Annotated in this window: 11 protein-coding genes; 7 read left to right on the plus strand and 4 right to left on the minus strand. The window is 41.2% G+C overall.

Going from position 1 to position 17,326, the window contains the following annotated elements:
• Nucleotides 1-2 precede the first annotated feature (2 nt).
• Nucleotides 3-533: a thioesterase family protein gene (locus tag CWC28_RS13110; protein WP_063700236.1), complete on the minus strand. Its 531-nt coding sequence runs from the start codon at nucleotides 531-533 to the stop codon at nucleotides 3-5.
• 109 nt (nucleotides 534-642) lie between these two features.
• On the opposite strand from CWC28_RS13110, the gene CWC28_RS13115 reads away from it, so the two are divergent.
• Entirely contained in the window at nucleotides 643-1,131 is a 489-nt protein-coding gene (locus CWC28_RS13115; protein ID WP_054561930.1) for a hypothetical protein, read from the plus strand.
• Between the two features lie 66 nt (nucleotides 1,132-1,197).
• On the opposite strand, the gene tyrR is transcribed toward CWC28_RS13115, so the two are convergent.
• The 3 genes from tyrR to bcsE all read right to left on the minus strand — a co-directional run bounded on the left by tyrR (nucleotide 1,198) and on the right by bcsE (nucleotide 6,225).
• Nucleotides 1,198-2,754 (minus strand): transcriptional regulator TyrR, encoded by a 1,557-nt coding sequence (tyrR, locus tag CWC28_RS13120; protein WP_054561931.1) that lies wholly within the window; start codon nucleotides 2,752-2,754, stop codon nucleotides 1,198-1,200.
• A 95-nt stretch (nucleotides 2,755-2,849) separates the two neighbouring features.
• Nucleotides 2,850-4,430: a cellulose biosynthesis protein BcsG gene (gene bcsG / locus CWC28_RS13125; RefSeq protein ID WP_063700240.1), complete on the minus strand. Its 1,581-nt coding sequence runs from the start codon at nucleotides 4,428-4,430 to the stop codon at nucleotides 2,850-2,852.
• A gap of 169 nt (nucleotides 4,431-4,599) precedes the next feature.
• On the minus strand, nucleotides 4,600-6,225 hold the full coding sequence (bcsE, locus tag CWC28_RS13130) for a cellulose biosynthesis protein BcsE (protein ID WP_105174657.1): 1,626 nt from the start codon (nucleotides 6,223-6,225) through the stop codon (nucleotides 4,600-4,602).
• A gap of 121 nt (nucleotides 6,226-6,346) precedes the next feature.
• On the opposite strand from bcsE, the gene bcsR reads away from it, so the two are divergent.
• The 6 genes from bcsR to CWC28_RS13160 are packed head-to-tail and all read left to right on the plus strand — an operon-like array spanning nucleotide 6,347 to nucleotide 17,113.
• Nucleotides 6,347-6,574 carry a BcsR/BcsP family cellulose biosynthesis protein gene (gene bcsR, locus CWC28_RS13135; protein WP_063700244.1) on the plus strand — a complete coding sequence of 76 codons (228 nt, stop codon included), beginning with the start codon at nucleotides 6,347-6,349 and terminating at the stop codon, nucleotides 6,572-6,574.
• Entirely contained in the window at nucleotides 6,571-7,293 is a 723-nt protein-coding gene (gene bcsQ, locus CWC28_RS13140; protein WP_063700246.1) for a cellulose biosynthesis protein BcsQ, read from the plus strand. Before bcsR ends, bcsQ begins: the two co-directional genes overlap by 4 nt.
• Entirely contained in the window at nucleotides 7,283-9,949 is a 2,667-nt protein-coding gene (gene bcsA, locus CWC28_RS13145) for a UDP-forming cellulose synthase catalytic subunit (protein WP_138625251.1), read from the plus strand. The genes bcsQ and bcsA overlap by 11 nt, the downstream gene beginning before the upstream one ends.
• Nucleotides 9,946-12,195, plus strand: coding sequence for a cellulose biosynthesis cyclic di-GMP-binding regulatory protein BcsB (gene bcsB, locus CWC28_RS13150; RefSeq protein ID WP_105181110.1), 2,250 nt, complete (start codon nucleotides 9,946-9,948; stop codon nucleotides 12,193-12,195). Before bcsA ends, bcsB begins: the two co-directional genes overlap by 4 nt.
• Nucleotides 12,195-13,310 (plus strand): cellulose synthase complex periplasmic endoglucanase BcsZ, encoded by a 1,116-nt coding sequence (gene bcsZ / locus CWC28_RS13155; protein WP_063700252.1) that lies wholly within the window; start codon nucleotides 12,195-12,197, stop codon nucleotides 13,308-13,310. The genes bcsB and bcsZ overlap by 1 nt, the downstream gene beginning before the upstream one ends.
• Complete coding sequence (locus CWC28_RS13160; protein WP_138625252.1) at nucleotides 13,301-17,113, plus strand: cellulose synthase subunit BcsC-related outer membrane protein; 3,813 nt, start codon at nucleotides 13,301-13,303, stop codon at nucleotides 17,111-17,113. The genes bcsZ and CWC28_RS13160 overlap by 10 nt, the downstream gene beginning before the upstream one ends.
• Nucleotides 17,114-17,326: the final 213 nt, after the last annotated feature.

Genomic DNA, 17,326 nt, shown 5'->3' on the forward strand with positions numbered 1-17,326 from the left:
TATCACTTATTTGTGAGTTTCTTCTGTTCTAACATCTCTTTCCAGTGCATCACTTCTGCGGGCAAAATAGGTGCTACGCCACTAAAACCTGCAACTTCAAGCATCTCTTCAACGCTGACAACACCTTGTTTACGTTTAAATACACCGCGCACATAAGCAATCGCATGTAAGCCTCGTTCAGAGTGAAACTTTTGCTCAATGTAAAAGTATTTATGATCCCAACCAACCAAGCGTGTACTAACGGTGTACTTTTGCATTGGTTTAATATCACGAATGTAGGTAATAGCTGTCGCGTTAACGATTGGGAACCAGCGGCGCTTCATAATGTGCTTTAGCAAGCCCACTCTCTCAGTCATCCAAGTACGGGCAAGATCCATCATTGCTAAGTAGCGAGAATTGGTCAGATGAAAGTTAATATCGCAATCGGTCGGTAACGCTTTGAATTCAATATCAATCGTGTCTAGTAATTGTTGATAATCACGATTACGTTTAATTTTAAAAAACAGCAGTATTAGTCGAAAATAGAGGTTCACAGTAAAGGTCTAACCAGTTGATAATGAACAAAGTGTATCACAGCATATTGCTAAGGCGAATTTTCTGCTCTAATCTGTGCATATATTAGTATAAAAAAAGAATAACCTAATGAAATTATTTAGTTTGGTCACTCTGTTCTCAGCCAGTTTATTTACCAGCTCTGCCTTTGCAGATTTTAACTTTGCTGGGGATGGAACCTTAAAGTACCCAACGGGTGTTGAAAAAGCCTTTAAATTTGGCTTTGCTTGGCAACAAGATGCTGAAAAGTTCACTATTGGTGATAAAAGTTATGATATGTCATTACCTGAGTCATACTCAGTGGCGATTACACTCAGCAAAGACGAGCAACAGGTATGGGTTCAGGAATTTAATAATGGCTTTATTGAAGGCTTCAACTGGCAGATTGCTGATCACACCCTAAAACTCGAAAAGCGCAAATTCAGCGATTCAGTCAAAGGTGATTATGTTATCAGCCTTGATAATCGAGACTACTTTTTTGCCCGCAATAACATCAGTGTTGTTATTAAGTTCGACGATGAAGGTATAAAAAGTATCGCCATTGATGGTGTTACCAAAGACATGGGTACCAAGCAATAGTTTTTAATCGAAAAGAAAAAGGCTTAGGTTTTACCTAAGCCTTTTTTGCTTAATTAAGCTATATAATTAAACCTTCACTGTCTTACGGTTAATCCCATAATCGCGCAGCTTGTTTGCCACTGCGGTGTGGCTCAAACCTAACCTTTTCGCTAATTGACGAGAGCTTGGATAAGCAGGATAAAGCTTGCGAAGTAATGTCGCCTCAAAACGTTTAACCGCTTGGTCTAAGGTTCCTTCAAAGTCAGACTCAAGATAACCTAGATCATGAGTAAATGTCGGTAACTGCAAGTGCTCAATACGCAGTTCGTTATCATCTAACAACGACACAGCACGATAAATCGCATTTTCTAATTGGCGCACGTTACCCGGCCAAGGATAATCTTGTAAAAAGCGTAAACAATCTTCAGACATCACTGGCACAGAATGACCATTTTGCTGGGCATACTTTTGAATAAAGTGCTCTGCTAACGGACCAATATCAGCTTTTCTATCACGTAATGGGGCAATCTCTAAGGTTAAAACATTAATTCGGTAATAGAGATCTTCTCTAAATGTCCCCTCTTGCACCATTGCAGGTAAGTCTTTTTGTGTTGCAGCTACGATACGCACATTTACTTTTACTTCGTTTTCATCACCCACTTTTCGGAAGGTACCGTCTTGTAAAAAACGCAGTAACTTAGTTTGCAACTGAGTCGACATTTCACCAACTTCGTCTAAAAACACAGTGCCACCATCAGCTTGCTCTAAAACGCCACGTTTTGGTGCCGCGTTTTCTTCATAGCCTGCATAACCAAATAACTCAGACTCAGCGACATCATCAGGCAATGAAGCACACGACAGAGCGATAAATGGTTTTACTGAGCGGTTTGAGGCGTAATGACAAGCACGAGCAAGTAACTCTTTACCAGTACCGGTTTCGCCAGTAATCAGGATTGGTGCTTCAAGCTGTGCCATTTTACGCGCTTCACGAACCACACGGCGCATTGCAGTACTAAAATTATGGATGGTTGCAAAGCTTTCTTGGCCATAACGACGAAACGCACTGACTTGTTGACCTAGGCGACTTTGTGATTTGATGTTGATTACAGCGCCGGCTAACACATCCCCTTCAGCACCTTGTGGTACTGAAATAGGCAGAATATCAGCAATAAAGTCCTCACCTGCGACTTCAACTCGGGTAGTTTGACCAAGAACTTCTTTGCCTTCAAGCCAACGCGTAAAGTTAAAACCTTTAAGCAAGTTATTGATGTTAGCGCCAATCACTTCGCTTTCAGATAATTGCAGATCACGACACGCAGCATCATTACATAAACGCACCCAGCCCTTAGCATCAATAGATATAACACCATCAGGTAAGGCACGCAGTAATGTATTTAACTCATTATGCTCTCGCTCAGAAGGTAAGAATGCAGTCGTACGAACGTCTTTCACACCATCTATCAAACGGATAGATGGCATGATTTTTTGGAATTGTTCAAATTCAATAGGCGGAAAGCTGACGTACATTCGACAATTAACCGAATCTACCTCGATGCCTTTTAAATCAACCTGGTAACTCACCAAGATATTGAGAATCTCTTGTGCGATACCAATTCGGTCAGCACAGTGGATATCTAAACGCATTACATCCTCAAAAAACGGGAACCTATAGTATGAGAATAATACGCTAACTCCCTGCAACTGGGTAGTCTATTGTAAACAATTTTGGACAAAAGAACTTAATTAGTCGGATACTTGGTCCACTCTCCCCCATCCAACTGAATGTAAGGCTGCCCTTTTATGTACATCATAACCGTATCTTGATTCTCGGCGACCTTGGCTGAGGTCGGTAAATTATCAAGCACGCGATTAATGGGTACCGTCCCTGTGAACAAATCGAGCTTCATCGTGTTATTGATTAATTCTGAAAGAGAAAAATAGCTCATTGTCTCATCAACAACATTAAGCCCATTATGTTTAATGTCAGGCCCGATGAATTTTACTGCCGTAGGCACCGACACTATCGATGGACTCGGGATTTCACGTAATCCAGAAAATTGTAGTTTATCGCCTTGCAGTGCCGCACCATGCTCTGGCACAACCACCAACAGCACGTTGCGACCTTGTGCTTCTAACTCAGTTATAAACTTATCAATATCGCTAAATAAGCGCTGCTGTCTAAGCGGATAACTTGCCAAGCTATTCATCCGTTCGCGACCCGCAATTTGATTGCCATCGTGTAAGCTAATGGTGTTGTAATAAAGAGCTCTAGGTTGCTCACTAGAACCTTGCTTTTTCAACCAATTAGTAAGGATATCTGCATCAGAATAAATCGGTTTGCCGTCAAAACCATATTGCGCGGCACTAAATTGACTAAAATCCAGTTTCGGCACAGACACACCGCCGTACTGCCTGATCAAACCTATAAAGTCATCAAAATGACCATCGTGGTTTAGCGCCACACTGGTTTTATAGCCAAGTTCAGCAAGATTAGTAAATAGTTGGCATTGCTCGTCAACCGGTTTGAATAGTTGCTCTTGACTTGTCTGCCCACAACTTGCTCGTAATAAACGAATTGCAGCAGGACCACTGTACGACGTTGCTGAGTTAAATTGGCTAAACAAAATATCAAAATCAGCAAACAGATTACGGGGTTCGACACCGATGGCGTTTAAATCTGCTGTCGCTAAAGAGCAAATATTCAATACAACGACATCAAATGGTTGGCCATTAAATGCATTTGGGAACTGACTTTGTAATAAATTTTGCTGCTGGTAAAAGTCTTGTAACTGTTGATCTGGCGTCTTTTGCGCTGCAGTGTCAGAGACTAAAACGGGAACTTGTTTTTGTACAACGTGGCTATTGGTTGCAACCTGAGGTGGAACCTCATTATCTGCAGCTGACCCACCGAGCCAATACGCATAAAGAAAACCAATAATAGAAATACTGGTATAACGTAACCACTTTACAGTAAACCAATAAAAAACCACCAAAGCGAAAAGCGCAAAAATCAAATCAAAACTAATAACGCGCGACGTGATCTCAAAAAAATAGCCGATGCTAAAATCTTGTACATTGCCAGCTTGCTTGGTGAGCCGAGAAATCGGGGGCAACCATGAATCGTGATACAACAAGGCAACACCAATTACCACACTCAGAATCTGTTTAATGCGAGCCAACCAAATATGTTGAAAAGAGATAGCAAGAAATGCAAAAAAAGCTAAGTTTGCAAATAAATCAAACGAAATATCACCTCGGCTATACAGAACAAACTTAACTAAAAAATATAAATTCCAAAAACCTAATCCTGAAAGCCTCACTTGTTATCCTTTTTGAGTCGTCTTGGCGTATAAGGCGTTAATAATACATGCCTAAATGTTAGTTTTCGGTATAGCACGACTGCTTTTTTAAACAATAACTTACCTGTATTACTCAGCAGAATGCCGATTAACATTGCGATGATAAAAGTTATAAAAAACTGATTTAAGCTCATGATAGTTCACCTTTTAAGGTCACTTTTACTGGCTCGGATATAGGTCGAATCACTTTTTTAAATTCCGGTGTTTCAGTGTTTAAACTTGCTATATCTGATGCTTTTGCGTCAAAAATATAGCTTACATTTTCTTGTAATTGCTGAGTAAAGTCTGTTATTTCAGTATTAGCAAAATGACGTTGCATGCGGCGACATTCTTGCTGAATATAAAAATGATCAGCAATGACATTTTTTGACATAAAGAAGTCACTCACCTGTAATTTAAATAAATGCTTAATTGCGCTTTCAACATCGTGTTCTCGACAAGCATGTAGGTAAAGATAAACCGTACCATCAGCAAAACTAAAAATATCCCCTTCGCGCTTTACATGGAATAAATGCAATGGGTGTATCGCATCAATACGTGGCAAAAGCTGCATCAAAACAAGTACGCCGCTTACGCCAAGGTTGGCAGCAGAATCACTATGCTTCGCAACCTGCTCTGCGAATTTAACAGGAGGTAAATACCCTTTAGCCAATACATTTTCACTGTATTTTAGAACATCATCAATCGATTTTGGTAGGGGTCTTGAAAACTGAAACCCTTGAATTGACTGAATTTGTGACAGTAATCGCGAAGGCTCAGAATAACTATATAAAATAAGATTAACCCCTAAGGTTAAAAATAGGCACTCATCTTGATGGCGAATAATGCCATCAACATTTTGAATAACCAATTTCAACCGACGACCACATTTTTTACGAAGAGAGAAGCAATCTTTGGCTAATACTTTTAAATCAGTGTAGCGGCTAACGGCAAATACTAAGGTCGCTGACTTTTTAGTTAGCCCTTTAGAAAAAAGAGCATCATTGTCATCAATAATTTTATAAAAAACAGGGAGCTTTGTCCCCTCAGGCACAGCACTGCGAGTTAGCCATACCTCGTCTTCATCAAAATCTTGAGCCGTTGGCTGCGACTTTTCATCGGCTTCTTGCTCTTCTTCAATTAATGCAAGCTGACCATCATAAAGCTGCAAATTGACTGAGCGTCCAGCAATGACACCTTCTTTGTGGCACCAATAATCATACTCAAGGGTACGGATAGATGCTTCTTGAGTCATGTAAATTAAGCCGTCAAAGAAACGGTTTAAAGCTAACAACTGGCGCCTCAATTCACTGACATGGGCTCCTGACATTAAAAACACTAAAGTGACATTTTTTGACTGTGACAAAGCCAGATAAAGCTTGAGTTTTTCACCAAGCTGTTGCTCATTCAAGGAAACTAACTGCTCTGAATCGACATGCACGATAACCGTACTGTTTTTTAGTTGCTCATACTGTTTTATTTCGTTAATAACACCACGGGAAAAATGCAAACTTTTTGATACATTCTCATTATGATGTAAATGGAAAGGACGTAGTACCCCTTGTTCGAACAAAGTGAACAATAACTCGCTTCCCTCTCCTTCGAAAAATAGTTCGACTTGTTCAGAGAGCAAAAAAACCGAGTCTTTATGATTGGTTAAAAGATGCCTTGTTAACTCTAATAGCTGATTATCTAGCGGGGCAAGTAAAGCATAATTTGCGCCTCGCTTAAGCTCAGAGAAAGCTCCGTTTAGTCCTGTAATATTTAAATGAGGCACTAACAAACCCTTAAAAAAGATACTTTAGTACTAGTTTTAAACGCTATTCTATATATAATGCAAATTATGTCCATGGATCGTGAACATTTTTAAGCTAATTTTTCTCATTACGGTTTTTTAGATGAATGACTTTGCAGTAAAAAATTCACACACCTTAACTCAATATGATATTGAGAAGTTGTTACGTCAATTTGGTGGCAAGGAAACAGATTATGTTGAAATTGTTGATGTCGAAAAAAATCGCAAAACGATTGAAAAATACCCTTTGCTTAACGATATTGCATTAGCAACGACACAAACACAGAGCACTAAAAAAATTAACAAAAGCGCAATAAAGACTCATAAATGAAGCGGATTTTTTTAAAAGGAATTAAAGGCGGGACAGGTACAACATCGATTGTGGCCAATCTTGCTTGCGCCTTAAGAAAATCAAATGTGCCTGTGTATGCCATCGATTTAGACCCTAAAGGCGACTTAGGCCTACACCTTGGACTTGCCTGGGAGCATCTGCTTGGCTGGAGCGATTACCCAGACTTCGCTTCAGCATGTGAGCAGTTCCACCAAGATAACGATGGTGTAAGGTTTTTACCTTATGGTAGCCGCTCGAACTTAGGCTTAGACTTTTCGAGCATTATCGAGAGCTGTCAGCAACTTAATGACAGCGATGACAGCTGGTTTTTATTTGACTGCCCTGCCCATGTCGATGTGCATCGCTACCCGCTAAATGAAGACGATATATTCCTTGAGATTATTAATTGTGATGCTATTTGTCACAGCTTTGCTTTCAAGCGTTTAAACACACTTAAACAGGCAGAGTCATCATGGCAGCATTACTTTTTAACTAATAAATATAACTCTGCCTCTGAGCTTGAATCAGATCTATTGCAGCTTTGGCAAAGTGAACTGCCGTTAATTGCGCCTTTATATATCAACAAAGATGAAGTGATCAAAGAAGCCACCGCGTTTCGCAATGTGGCGATTAACTGTGCACCGTATAGCGTTGCTAATGACGATTTTGAAACGCTAGCAGGTTGGCTTGTAAGCCGTGCGAGTCAGAATGAGCAATAAAATAAGTTCTGTAAGTGTATCGCAACGCTTATTAAAAGTGCTATTAAGCTTAGTTTTAACCAAGCCGCTTGTACGGTTTGTATTCATTAAGTTTCATGGTTATTACAATCAACATAAAATGAGCTTGTTGGGTGCATTTTTACTGCCTTTCTTTGTGCTTTTTTTGTCATTATTTATTAAATTAGATAACAACAAAAAACGAGAAATTAAACATAAATTACAGCGTTTATACCCCCATGTATCTCAACCTGTTTTGACACCGAGTAACTGTGTTCGAATTGTATTGCAAAGTATTTATCTTGCGCTATTCAACACCACCACAACCTCACAGCAGCACATAACCATTGAACAGCGTAAAACTTGGCGCAAAATAACACGCTCTGCACGCTTATTAAGACTGGCAGACAGCAAGCTTGTACGCTCATTTAAAGTACTTTGGTTAGTCGCAAAAAAACAAACCAAAACTAAATCATATAAAGCGGTGAGTCGCTCATCCATTTGGCAAAATAGCACCTTAAAAGTCGCGTTTTTAACCCTACTTATTTTTGCTGTAGCTGTTTTTATCACCGTACCATTTAGTATTGAAGCACAAGCAGTGTTCATTAGTTTAATTTTGGTGGTTGCTTATTCACTCAGACGTGTTGAAGGACAAATAGCAACCATTGTGATGATCACCCTATCTGTGACAACGTCAACACGTTATCTATGGTGGCGCTACACAGATACCCTGAACTGGGGGGACCCGTTAGCCCTTGCACTCGGGATTGGTTTATTGCTTGCTGAAAGTTACGCTTGGTTAGTTCTGATCTTAGGTTTCTTCCAAACCATCAATCCACTGCACCGCAAGCCCATTGCATTAGGAAAAGACACAGCAAACTGGCCAACAGTTGATATTTATATTCCGACTTATAATGAGCCATTAGAGGTAGTAAAACCCACCACGATTGCTGCGCAAAGTATTGATTGGCCTGCAGATAAGCTAAATATTTATATTTTAGATGATGGTAAGCGCCCTGAATTTGCAGAATTTGCAAAGCAAATTGGTGTTGGTTATTTAACTCGTCCTGATAACAAACATGCCAAAGCCGGTAACATGAATCATGCGATGAAAGTAACGAATGGTGACTACATCGCTATTTTTGACTGTGATCACATCCCTGCTCGCTCATTTTTACAGATGACAATGGGGCAGTTCATCAATGATAGTAAAGTGTGTTTAGTACAAACACCTCACCACTTTTTCTCTGCCGATCCATTTGAGCGCAATCTAAAGAACCATCGAAAAATCCCTAATGAAAACATGCTGTTTTATGGTTTAATCCAAGATGGTAATGATATGTGGGATGCAACCTTCTTCTGTGGTTCGTGTGCTGTGTTAAGGCGTAGTGCCCTTGAAGAAATTGGTGGTTTTGCGGTAGAAACCGTCACAGAAGACGCCCATACCGCGCTTAGAATGCAGCGCGCAGGCTACAAAACAACGTACATTAATATTCCGCAAGCTGCAGGCCTTGCCACTGACAGCTTATCTGCCCACGTTGGCCAGCGTATTCGTTGGGCACGCGGCATGGCGCAAATATTCCGATTAGATAACCCACTGTTTGGTAAGGGCTTAAATATTGCACAGCGACTGTGTTACTTAAACGCTATGTTGCACTTTTTATCGGGTATCCCGCGCATTGTGTTTTTAACCGCGCCGCTGGCATTAATTTATTTCAATGCGCAAATTATCTATGCACCGTTTGTTGCTATCTTTCTTTATATTGTGCCAACGCTGTTACAGGTAAAAATCACCAATTCCCGAATTCAAGGAAAGTACCGCTATTCATTTTGGGGCGAAGTTTATGAATCAGTACTTGCTTGGTATATTTTAAAACCCACTACAGTTGCGCTTATCAACCCGAATAAGGGCAAGTTTAACGTGACCGAAAAAGGTGGCTTAAACAAGCAAGATCACTACGACTGGACGATTTCGAAGCCTTATATAATCTTGTTACTGGTTAACGTGTTAGGTATGACCTACGGCGTATTTAGATTGCTTTTCGGCGATAGTTCACAAATAGGCGTACTCGTCATTAGTATGCTGTGGGCAAGCTATAACGTGATAATTTTGGGTGCTGCTGTGGCTGTTGCCGCTGAAGCGAAACAAGTACGTAGCTCACACCGTATCAAAGCAAATTTCCCTGCGGCTATTCGCCTAGCCAATGGCCGCACCATTAAAGTGAAAATTACGGACTACTCAAATAATGGCGTTGGTCTTGAAACTGAACACAATCATCTGTGCCGTGTAAATGATAAGGTAGAGCTGCTAATGAGTCGTGGCTTGAAACAGTTTTCATTCCCGACCTATATTTGTAACACCCGCGATAAGCAGTTGGGTCTGACCCTCAGAGATTTAGATTTAGAAAAACAAACAGCCTTTATTCAATGCACTTTCTCACGTGCTGATGCTTGGCTTGATTGGCAAGAAAACTTTAAACACGACAAGCCTTCGTATAGCTTTTCTCACGTTTTTTATACCAGTATTAAAGGCTTTAAGAACTTGATTTTCCATGCCCCAAATGAATTAAGACCCGCGATTGCGTTTGCATCAAGAGTCTTGTACTTTGTGGCGTCGTTATTACCCAAAAAACCAACAAAAGTACTAAAAACATCATGATAAGAACTTTTTTAACCTTGTTATTCGCTGTTATCACACTCAGCTTATCTGGCTGGGCGATAAGTGCTGAGCCTCTTTCTAATAAAGCGATTTTTGATCATGGTTATCCTGAACAAGCGCCAATTGAAAGCATGACGCTAAGCTTTGAAAAGCTTGGATTAAGCAAGTTTAAACTTGATGGTGTGAGCAATAGTACCCGCGTTGATTTTACGAACCGTCTTGATAAGTTAGGTAAAAAACTAACCCTCGATTTTTCATATACCACGTCACCATCCCTGATAGGTCGTGTGTCACATTTAAAAATTTTCTTAAATGAAAATCTTGTTACTGTGTTGCCTATCGATGATAAGAACACGCCTATCGGCACTGTCGCTGAGCGTAGCATCGTGCTTAACCCTAAATTAATTAAAGACTTTAACCAAATTCGTTTTGAGTTAGTGGGTTATTACGACATGGTTTGTCAGGATGATTATAGTAATGCAATTTGGGCTGAGCTGAGTAAAAGCAGCCGTATTTCTATTGACCGTCAAGCACTGGCACTTGAAAGCTTGTTAGAGTATTTCCCTGCACCATTTTTTGACTCTCGCGACTACAATAAGGTCACTTTGCCATTCGTTTTTGCATCACAACCCGATGAAAATACGTTAGAAGCTGCCACAACCTTATCAAGCTTTTTTGGCGCGCAAGCAAAATGGCGCAAAGCGCAGTTCCCAGTGCAAATCAATGCCACCCCAACAGAGCATAGTGTGGTTTTTGCCACCAATGACAACAAGCCTGACTTTTTATTAAATTACCCTAATGTTGATAAACCAACAGTCGAAATAATCAGCAGCCCAACTCACCGTTACGCCAAGGTACTGCTTGTTTTAGGTAAAGACACGGCGCAATTAAAAGAAGCCGTTGTTGGTTTAGTCTTTGGTTATAAAGTGATGACAGGTCGCAGCGCAACCATTGATGCAATTAGCAATTTACCACTTAGAAAAGCCTACGATGCCCCACTGTGGGTGCGCTCTGATCGCCCAGTGAGCTTTGATGAGTTTATTGAATACCCTACTCAACTGCAGTCAGAAGGTTATCGCGGTCTGCCAGTTCGTTTAGATTTACGCTTTGCACCCGATTTATTTACTTGGCGTGAAAATGGTATTCCGATTACATTGAATTATCGCAACACACCTGTTGAACAAAACATGTTGTCGCGTTTGAACATGCTGATCAACGGTAAGTTTGTGGATGGTTTTATTCTTGATAACGAAGGCGGTAAAACAATAACAACCAATACGTTGTTGCCGCTTCTATCAGATTTTAATCCAACTCAAACTCGTCAAGACTTTGAATTAACAGGGTTAGATTTAACAACAAATAACCAGCTGACTTATGACTTTAACTTTGCTGTTGTGAAAACCGGTGAATGTAGTGCCATTCCAGCCGGTGGTGAATTTGGCGCTATTGACGGCAGCTCTACGATTGATGTGAGTGACTTCCATCACTATATTGCCATGCCAAACTTACGTGCCTTTGCAAGTGGTGGTTTTCCATTTACAAAATATGCCGATTTACACCAAAGTACTTTAGTGATGGAAGCTAACGCCTCGGTTAACGCGATTAGCTTATTGCTTAATTTTGCGGGTCATTTAGGCGCTATTACCGGCTACCCTGCGCACCGTTTAGAAATTCAATTCCCAAGTAACCAATTAGCGCTAAACGATAAGGACATTATTATCATTGGTAAGGCTGATTCATTCTTAACATCCCTTGCCAAAGATAGCGCCCTAAGTGTGCTTATCAACAACAACCAACGCATTGTTGATCAAGCTATCTACAATGGTGCATACGACACAAAAGGCGCTGAAAAAATTAAAATAAACATCAGCAGCATTGGTCGTTTAGCTGTGATGTCAGGATTTCAGTCACCATTCGATTCAGACCGTTCAGTGGTATCTTTAATTGCCAGTAATGAAAGTGCATATGCGCTACTCACTGATGCCTTATTAAATGAAGATAAAACTGCTCAAATAATGGGAAGCTCCGCCATTATCAATAGCCAAGGCATCAAAACGATTAAAACAGATGAGCAGTATTTTGTTGGTCATGTGCCTATTCATACACTTATTTGGTTCCACTTTTCAGACCGCCCAGTCCTGTTAGCGATTCTGTCGCTACTTACACTACTACTTATTTCATTTATGTTGTGGCGAGTGCTTGCGCTACTGACCAAAAAACGTTTATCTGAAGGAGATCAGGCATAATGAAAACTATCGCTTCTTTACTATTCGTTTTTGTTTTTTCAAGCAGTGCCTTAGCCCAATTAAGCTGTAGCGCTTGGCCGCAGTGGAATAACTTTAAAACCCACTTCATTACACCTGAAGGACGCGTAATTGATTTAGGCAGTGAATACGACATCACCACCTCAGAAGGGCAATCTTATGCGTTATTCTTTGCTTTACTTGCCAATGATAAAGCCAGCTTCGATAAGTTACTTGAATGGACTGAAGTACACCTTTCTGAAGGTGATTTAAGTACCCGTTTACCAGCATGGCAATGGGGCATTAAACAAAGCCAAGGGCAAATTATTGATTCTAATCCAGCTTCTGATTCAGATTTATGGATTGCTTATACCCTGTCACAAGCGGCTATTTTATGGAATGAAAGACGCTACGCAGTGCTCAGCTCAGTGCTTGCTGAGCGCATTATTCGTGAAGAAACCGCGCAGATACCAAACCTTGGCCTGACCTTGTTACCTGGGCCATCAGGCTTTGAAAAAGACAGTAGCTGGAAATTAAATCCAAGTTATGCGCCGCTATTTATTTTTGCGCAATTTGCACATTTATACCCTCACTCGCCTTGGCAAACATTACACGATAACTCGGCGCAGTTATTAATAGATACAGCACCAAAAGGCATGAGCCCTGACTGGGTTAATTACAGCGTTGAAAAAGGCTTTTATCATGATAAAAGCACGCCAGCCACAGGTAGTTACAATGCAATCCGCGTTTATCTTTGGGCCAGCATGATGGCAGAAGATGCACCTTATAAAAATGCCCTTGCTAAGCAGTTTAAACCCTTTATTGATAGCATAGTCTCTTCAGGCAAAGTGCCATTAGAAACCAATGCCGTCACGGGCAGTACAGCTGGCAATGCCCCAAGTGGTTTTGTTGCTGCTTTATTACCACTGCTTGCTGAAGAGAGTGCATCACAAGCTGTCACTGCGTTACAGCAGCAAATTATGATGGACACCCGCTTTACCACCAGCCGCTATTACGACAGCGTGTTGTATTTATTTGGTAATAGCGCATTGAACAAACGCTTTAGTATTGATAAAAACGGCGCCTTAACAACTAACTGGAGCAATGAATGCCGATAAAGTGGCTACTTGCTGCAGTTTTAGCAAGCTCCAGTGCATCCGCAGCAGTTAACAAGGACCTTGATAGTCAATCAATTGATTGGTTAATTAGCCAAGTGCAACTAGGTGAAATTGAGCGTGATAATCAATTGATGAGCGACAGCTTAGAAAAGCTGCAAAGCATTGCACCTAAAAACACCCAAGTGCAATGCGCAGAGGTGCGTGTTTTATATAGCCTAAAAGAAGTCGATAAAGCCAATGCACGTTTAGCAGAGCTCAGTAAGATGTCGCATCCGTGTATAACAAGCTTAACTATGCTCGCACGAGTCAATAATCAAGACAAAGAAGTGGTTCAACAAGCCAGGCTTCGTGCCAGAGCTGGTCAGTACAGCGAAGCAGTGCAAATATACAACCGCCTATTTAAATCTGCTTACCCGAATATTGAATATGAGCTTGAGCACATCAACTGGCTTGCTCAAGATTCAAGTCAGTATCAACAAGCACTGCGCGGTTATCGTTCTTTAATGAAACGCTACCCTCATAGTGGCCGTTTTGAGCTTGCCTATGCAAGGCATCTATTAAAACAGAACCCAACGAATAAAGAAGCCATTAAGCTACTTAGCCACTATGCACACAGCAATCAATATGGTGTAGAAGCCGAATTTGCTTGGCTTGCAGCGCTTGAAAACATGCCGCTTAATAAACACACTAAGCTTGCTTATCAAGACTACTTTGCTGCCTACCCTAAAAGCAGTAAAGGTCAGCTGCAATTTAGTGACTTTAAAAAAGCACATTTGGCTGAACAAAAAAAGCAAGCGGATCCTGCTTATCAGGCATGGCTCAAAGGCAGTGTCGAACTTGAAAAACGTCACTTTGATACGGCAGAAAAGCTCTTCAATAAAGCTCTGCGAGGGCGTCCTCAAGATCCTGAAATATACAATAGCCTAGGTTTATTAAACTTAAGACAAGGCAGGAATGCCAATGCCTACCAGTACTTTAAAAAAGCACAACAATACAGCATAGATGCAAACCGCATAACGGTATTAAAAGGTCTCGCCAATACCGCACGTTTTTGGCAATACATTGATGAAGCTAAATCGGCCATTAGTAGCAATGAGTTAAAACAGGCTGCACTTAAGCTTGATTTAGCAGATACGTTAAATGAAGACCCTAATACCGTGTTGTTTTACCGCGCTGAACTTGCCAAACAAGCTGGGCAATACCAAAACGCGATGAATCTCTATAAGCAAGTGCTAAAAGACGATCCTCTGCAACAGCCTACTTTGCGTGCCATGCTCGAATTAACGGCCTCAGATGGCAATTATGCTCGTAGTCATCAATTTTATAATAGCTTAACTCGTCAGCAACAAGCGCTACTGACCGAAGATTACACCCTATTACAAACACAGCAACTGCGAGCTCGAGCAGACGAACTAACTTCACAAGGTAAGCTTGATGAAGCGGTTGATGTGCTACTTATGGCAATTAAACAAAGCCCTCGTCAAAGCTGGCTATATTACGACCTTGCAAATTTATACCAGCAACAGGGTTTAGTTGATCATGCGAAAGCGCTGTATAAAAAAACCTTGTGGCAATTTCCTCTAGATGCAGATTTACGTTATAGCCATGCCCTATTTTTACGTTCGTTGAATGACTATCAAGGAGCATTGGCAACCTTAGATTACATTCCTAATAACGCACGCACCGAACAAATCAATGTACTCACAGAACAATTGAGTATTAATACTAAGCTAGAAAGACTGTCTGCCAACAACACAGCTAGCAATAAAGCCACGGTGATTTATAAGCTTACCGAGTTAGAAGCACAGCCATTAACACCTTTAATGCAAGCTGAGCTTGCCAGCCAATGGCAACAAATTAATGAGCAGCAGTATGCGATTAGACAACTGAAAAAAGCCCTCAATCGTGACCCAAGCTTGAGCCCTTATTGGCATATGACTTATGCTAATTGGCTAATTGAAAGCAACGATAAAAACACTGCTGATAGCTGGTTTGCAAACTATCACCTGCCGAGTAACGCAACCGATGCAGAGCAATCACAATGGTTAGCACTTCAAGTTAATTACGTTAATCGCTTTAGTGATAGTAATCTTAGAGTTACTAAGCTCTCAGAGCTTGCAACACGCTACCCTGATAACCCAGAACTGTCAGAGGCGCTGATCAATGCTCATATCGAGCAAGGCAATAGTAAAGAAGCTATTAGCCGCTATGAGCAACACATCGCAAATGGGCAAACTGTCTCAACGGATACTGCTTTAGCTATTGCGACACTCGCTCGTCAGCAGCAAAGAGATGATTTAGCTAATCGCATCATTGCTGGACAAATTAATCAGGTTTCAAGTGAACAAAGCTATCGTCAGCAGCAATTAATGACCGCACTTGAACAATTTGAAGATACACAAAGTGCCATTAATCTAGCTGAAATATTGCTGGCTAAATCAAACAATAACCAAGAACTTTATTATCAAGCGGCAGCGGTTGCACAAGCTAAGCAACAAACTACGCTTGCTCAAAACTGGTACCGCGCGGCAGTTGATCCAGATACGGCAACGAGCAACTTAAGCGATGAGCAGCACTATGAGCTGTATGCCCTTGATGAAAATGAAGCATGGTATGTCAATAATGCCAAGCGCCAATTACAAAGCATCGAGCGCGATGAACAAGCCTATATCACAGCCGCTATCAACTTAAGTAGCCAAACAAGCACGCAAAATGAGTCAACCCTCGGCGCTGGTGCAACGCCTATCGAAGCCGGTTTTCCACTGTGGGGTGGCACTGGGATTGTGAAATTAGACCCAATGACGATATCGAGCCAAGAAACCCGCTTTGATGAAACCTTTGCAGGTAGCCGCTATGGTCAAGGGGCCCTCTGTATTTTTGACTGCCCACTTTTAAGCATAAAACCAAAGCAACAAGGTATGGATATTGGCCTTGCTTGGCAAAACGAGCAATGGCGCATTGATGTTGGTACCACTCCACTTGGCTTTTTAGTCGAAGATATCGTGTGGGGCGTTAATTACAAAGGTGATTTAGGCGACTTTGGTTATGGCGTCACGTTTAATAAACGCCCAGTCACTAGCTCTGTATTATCTTACGCCGGACTTGAAGATGTCTTTACCAACCAAGTATGGGGCGGTGTTAGAGCTACGCAATTACAACTTAATCTATCTCATGACCTAGGCCTAGATTGGGGGTTTTGGGGCAGTACCAACTATCAACTCTTGCAAGGTAAAAATGTCAAAGACAACCAAAGCTACAGCCTAATGGGGGGGAGTTACTATCGCTATATTCGCGAAAGAAACACCGAATTAAGCCTAGGTCTTAACTTATTACACTGGTCATATAAGTATAATTTAAGTGAAGAAACCTGGGGGCATGGTGGCTATTACAGCCCACAAAACTACTTGGGCGCGTCTTTACCTGTGATTTTTGATAAACGAATTGGTCATAATTTTGTATATAGGCTTCGGGCTGGGGTGTCTTGGTCTACCACCACCACTGACGACATCGCATTTTTCCCGAACGACCCTATTTTGCAAGGCCAAGCAGAAGCTCAAACAGCTGTAACGGGTGTTGTGCCTTACTTTGAGGGCGATACCAGCAGTGGCTTATCGTATAACTTAGGGGCAAGTTTTGAGTATCGATTCACGCCTCATTGGTTCTTTGGTGGTTACTTCAACCTAGATAGAGCCGATTTTTATGAACCGAATTACGCTCAGCTGTACTTCCGTTATTACTTTAATCCGGTGTATAGCGAGCTGGCATTCCCGGGTAAACCTGTTGTGCCTTATGCAAGCTACTAACCATCGCATCACAAGGAGCAAGTGTCGCAAGATCTTCCCCTCACCATAAGGTCTATGTATACTGTAGCGCACTTGTAGCTAGGATAAGGGTGTGTCTCTTACCTTCAAGTATAAAACTTGAGCAACAAACCATTATCTTAGCTGCATCAATAAACATGGCCGCCCGTTCACTAAATAAATACATAGAACGACCAAAGCAAAAACAATAAGGCC

The organism is Pseudoalteromonas sp. S4492, assembly GCF_005886115.1.
Lineage (GTDB): Bacteria > Pseudomonadota > Gammaproteobacteria > Enterobacterales > Alteromonadaceae > Pseudoalteromonas > Pseudoalteromonas gelatinilytica.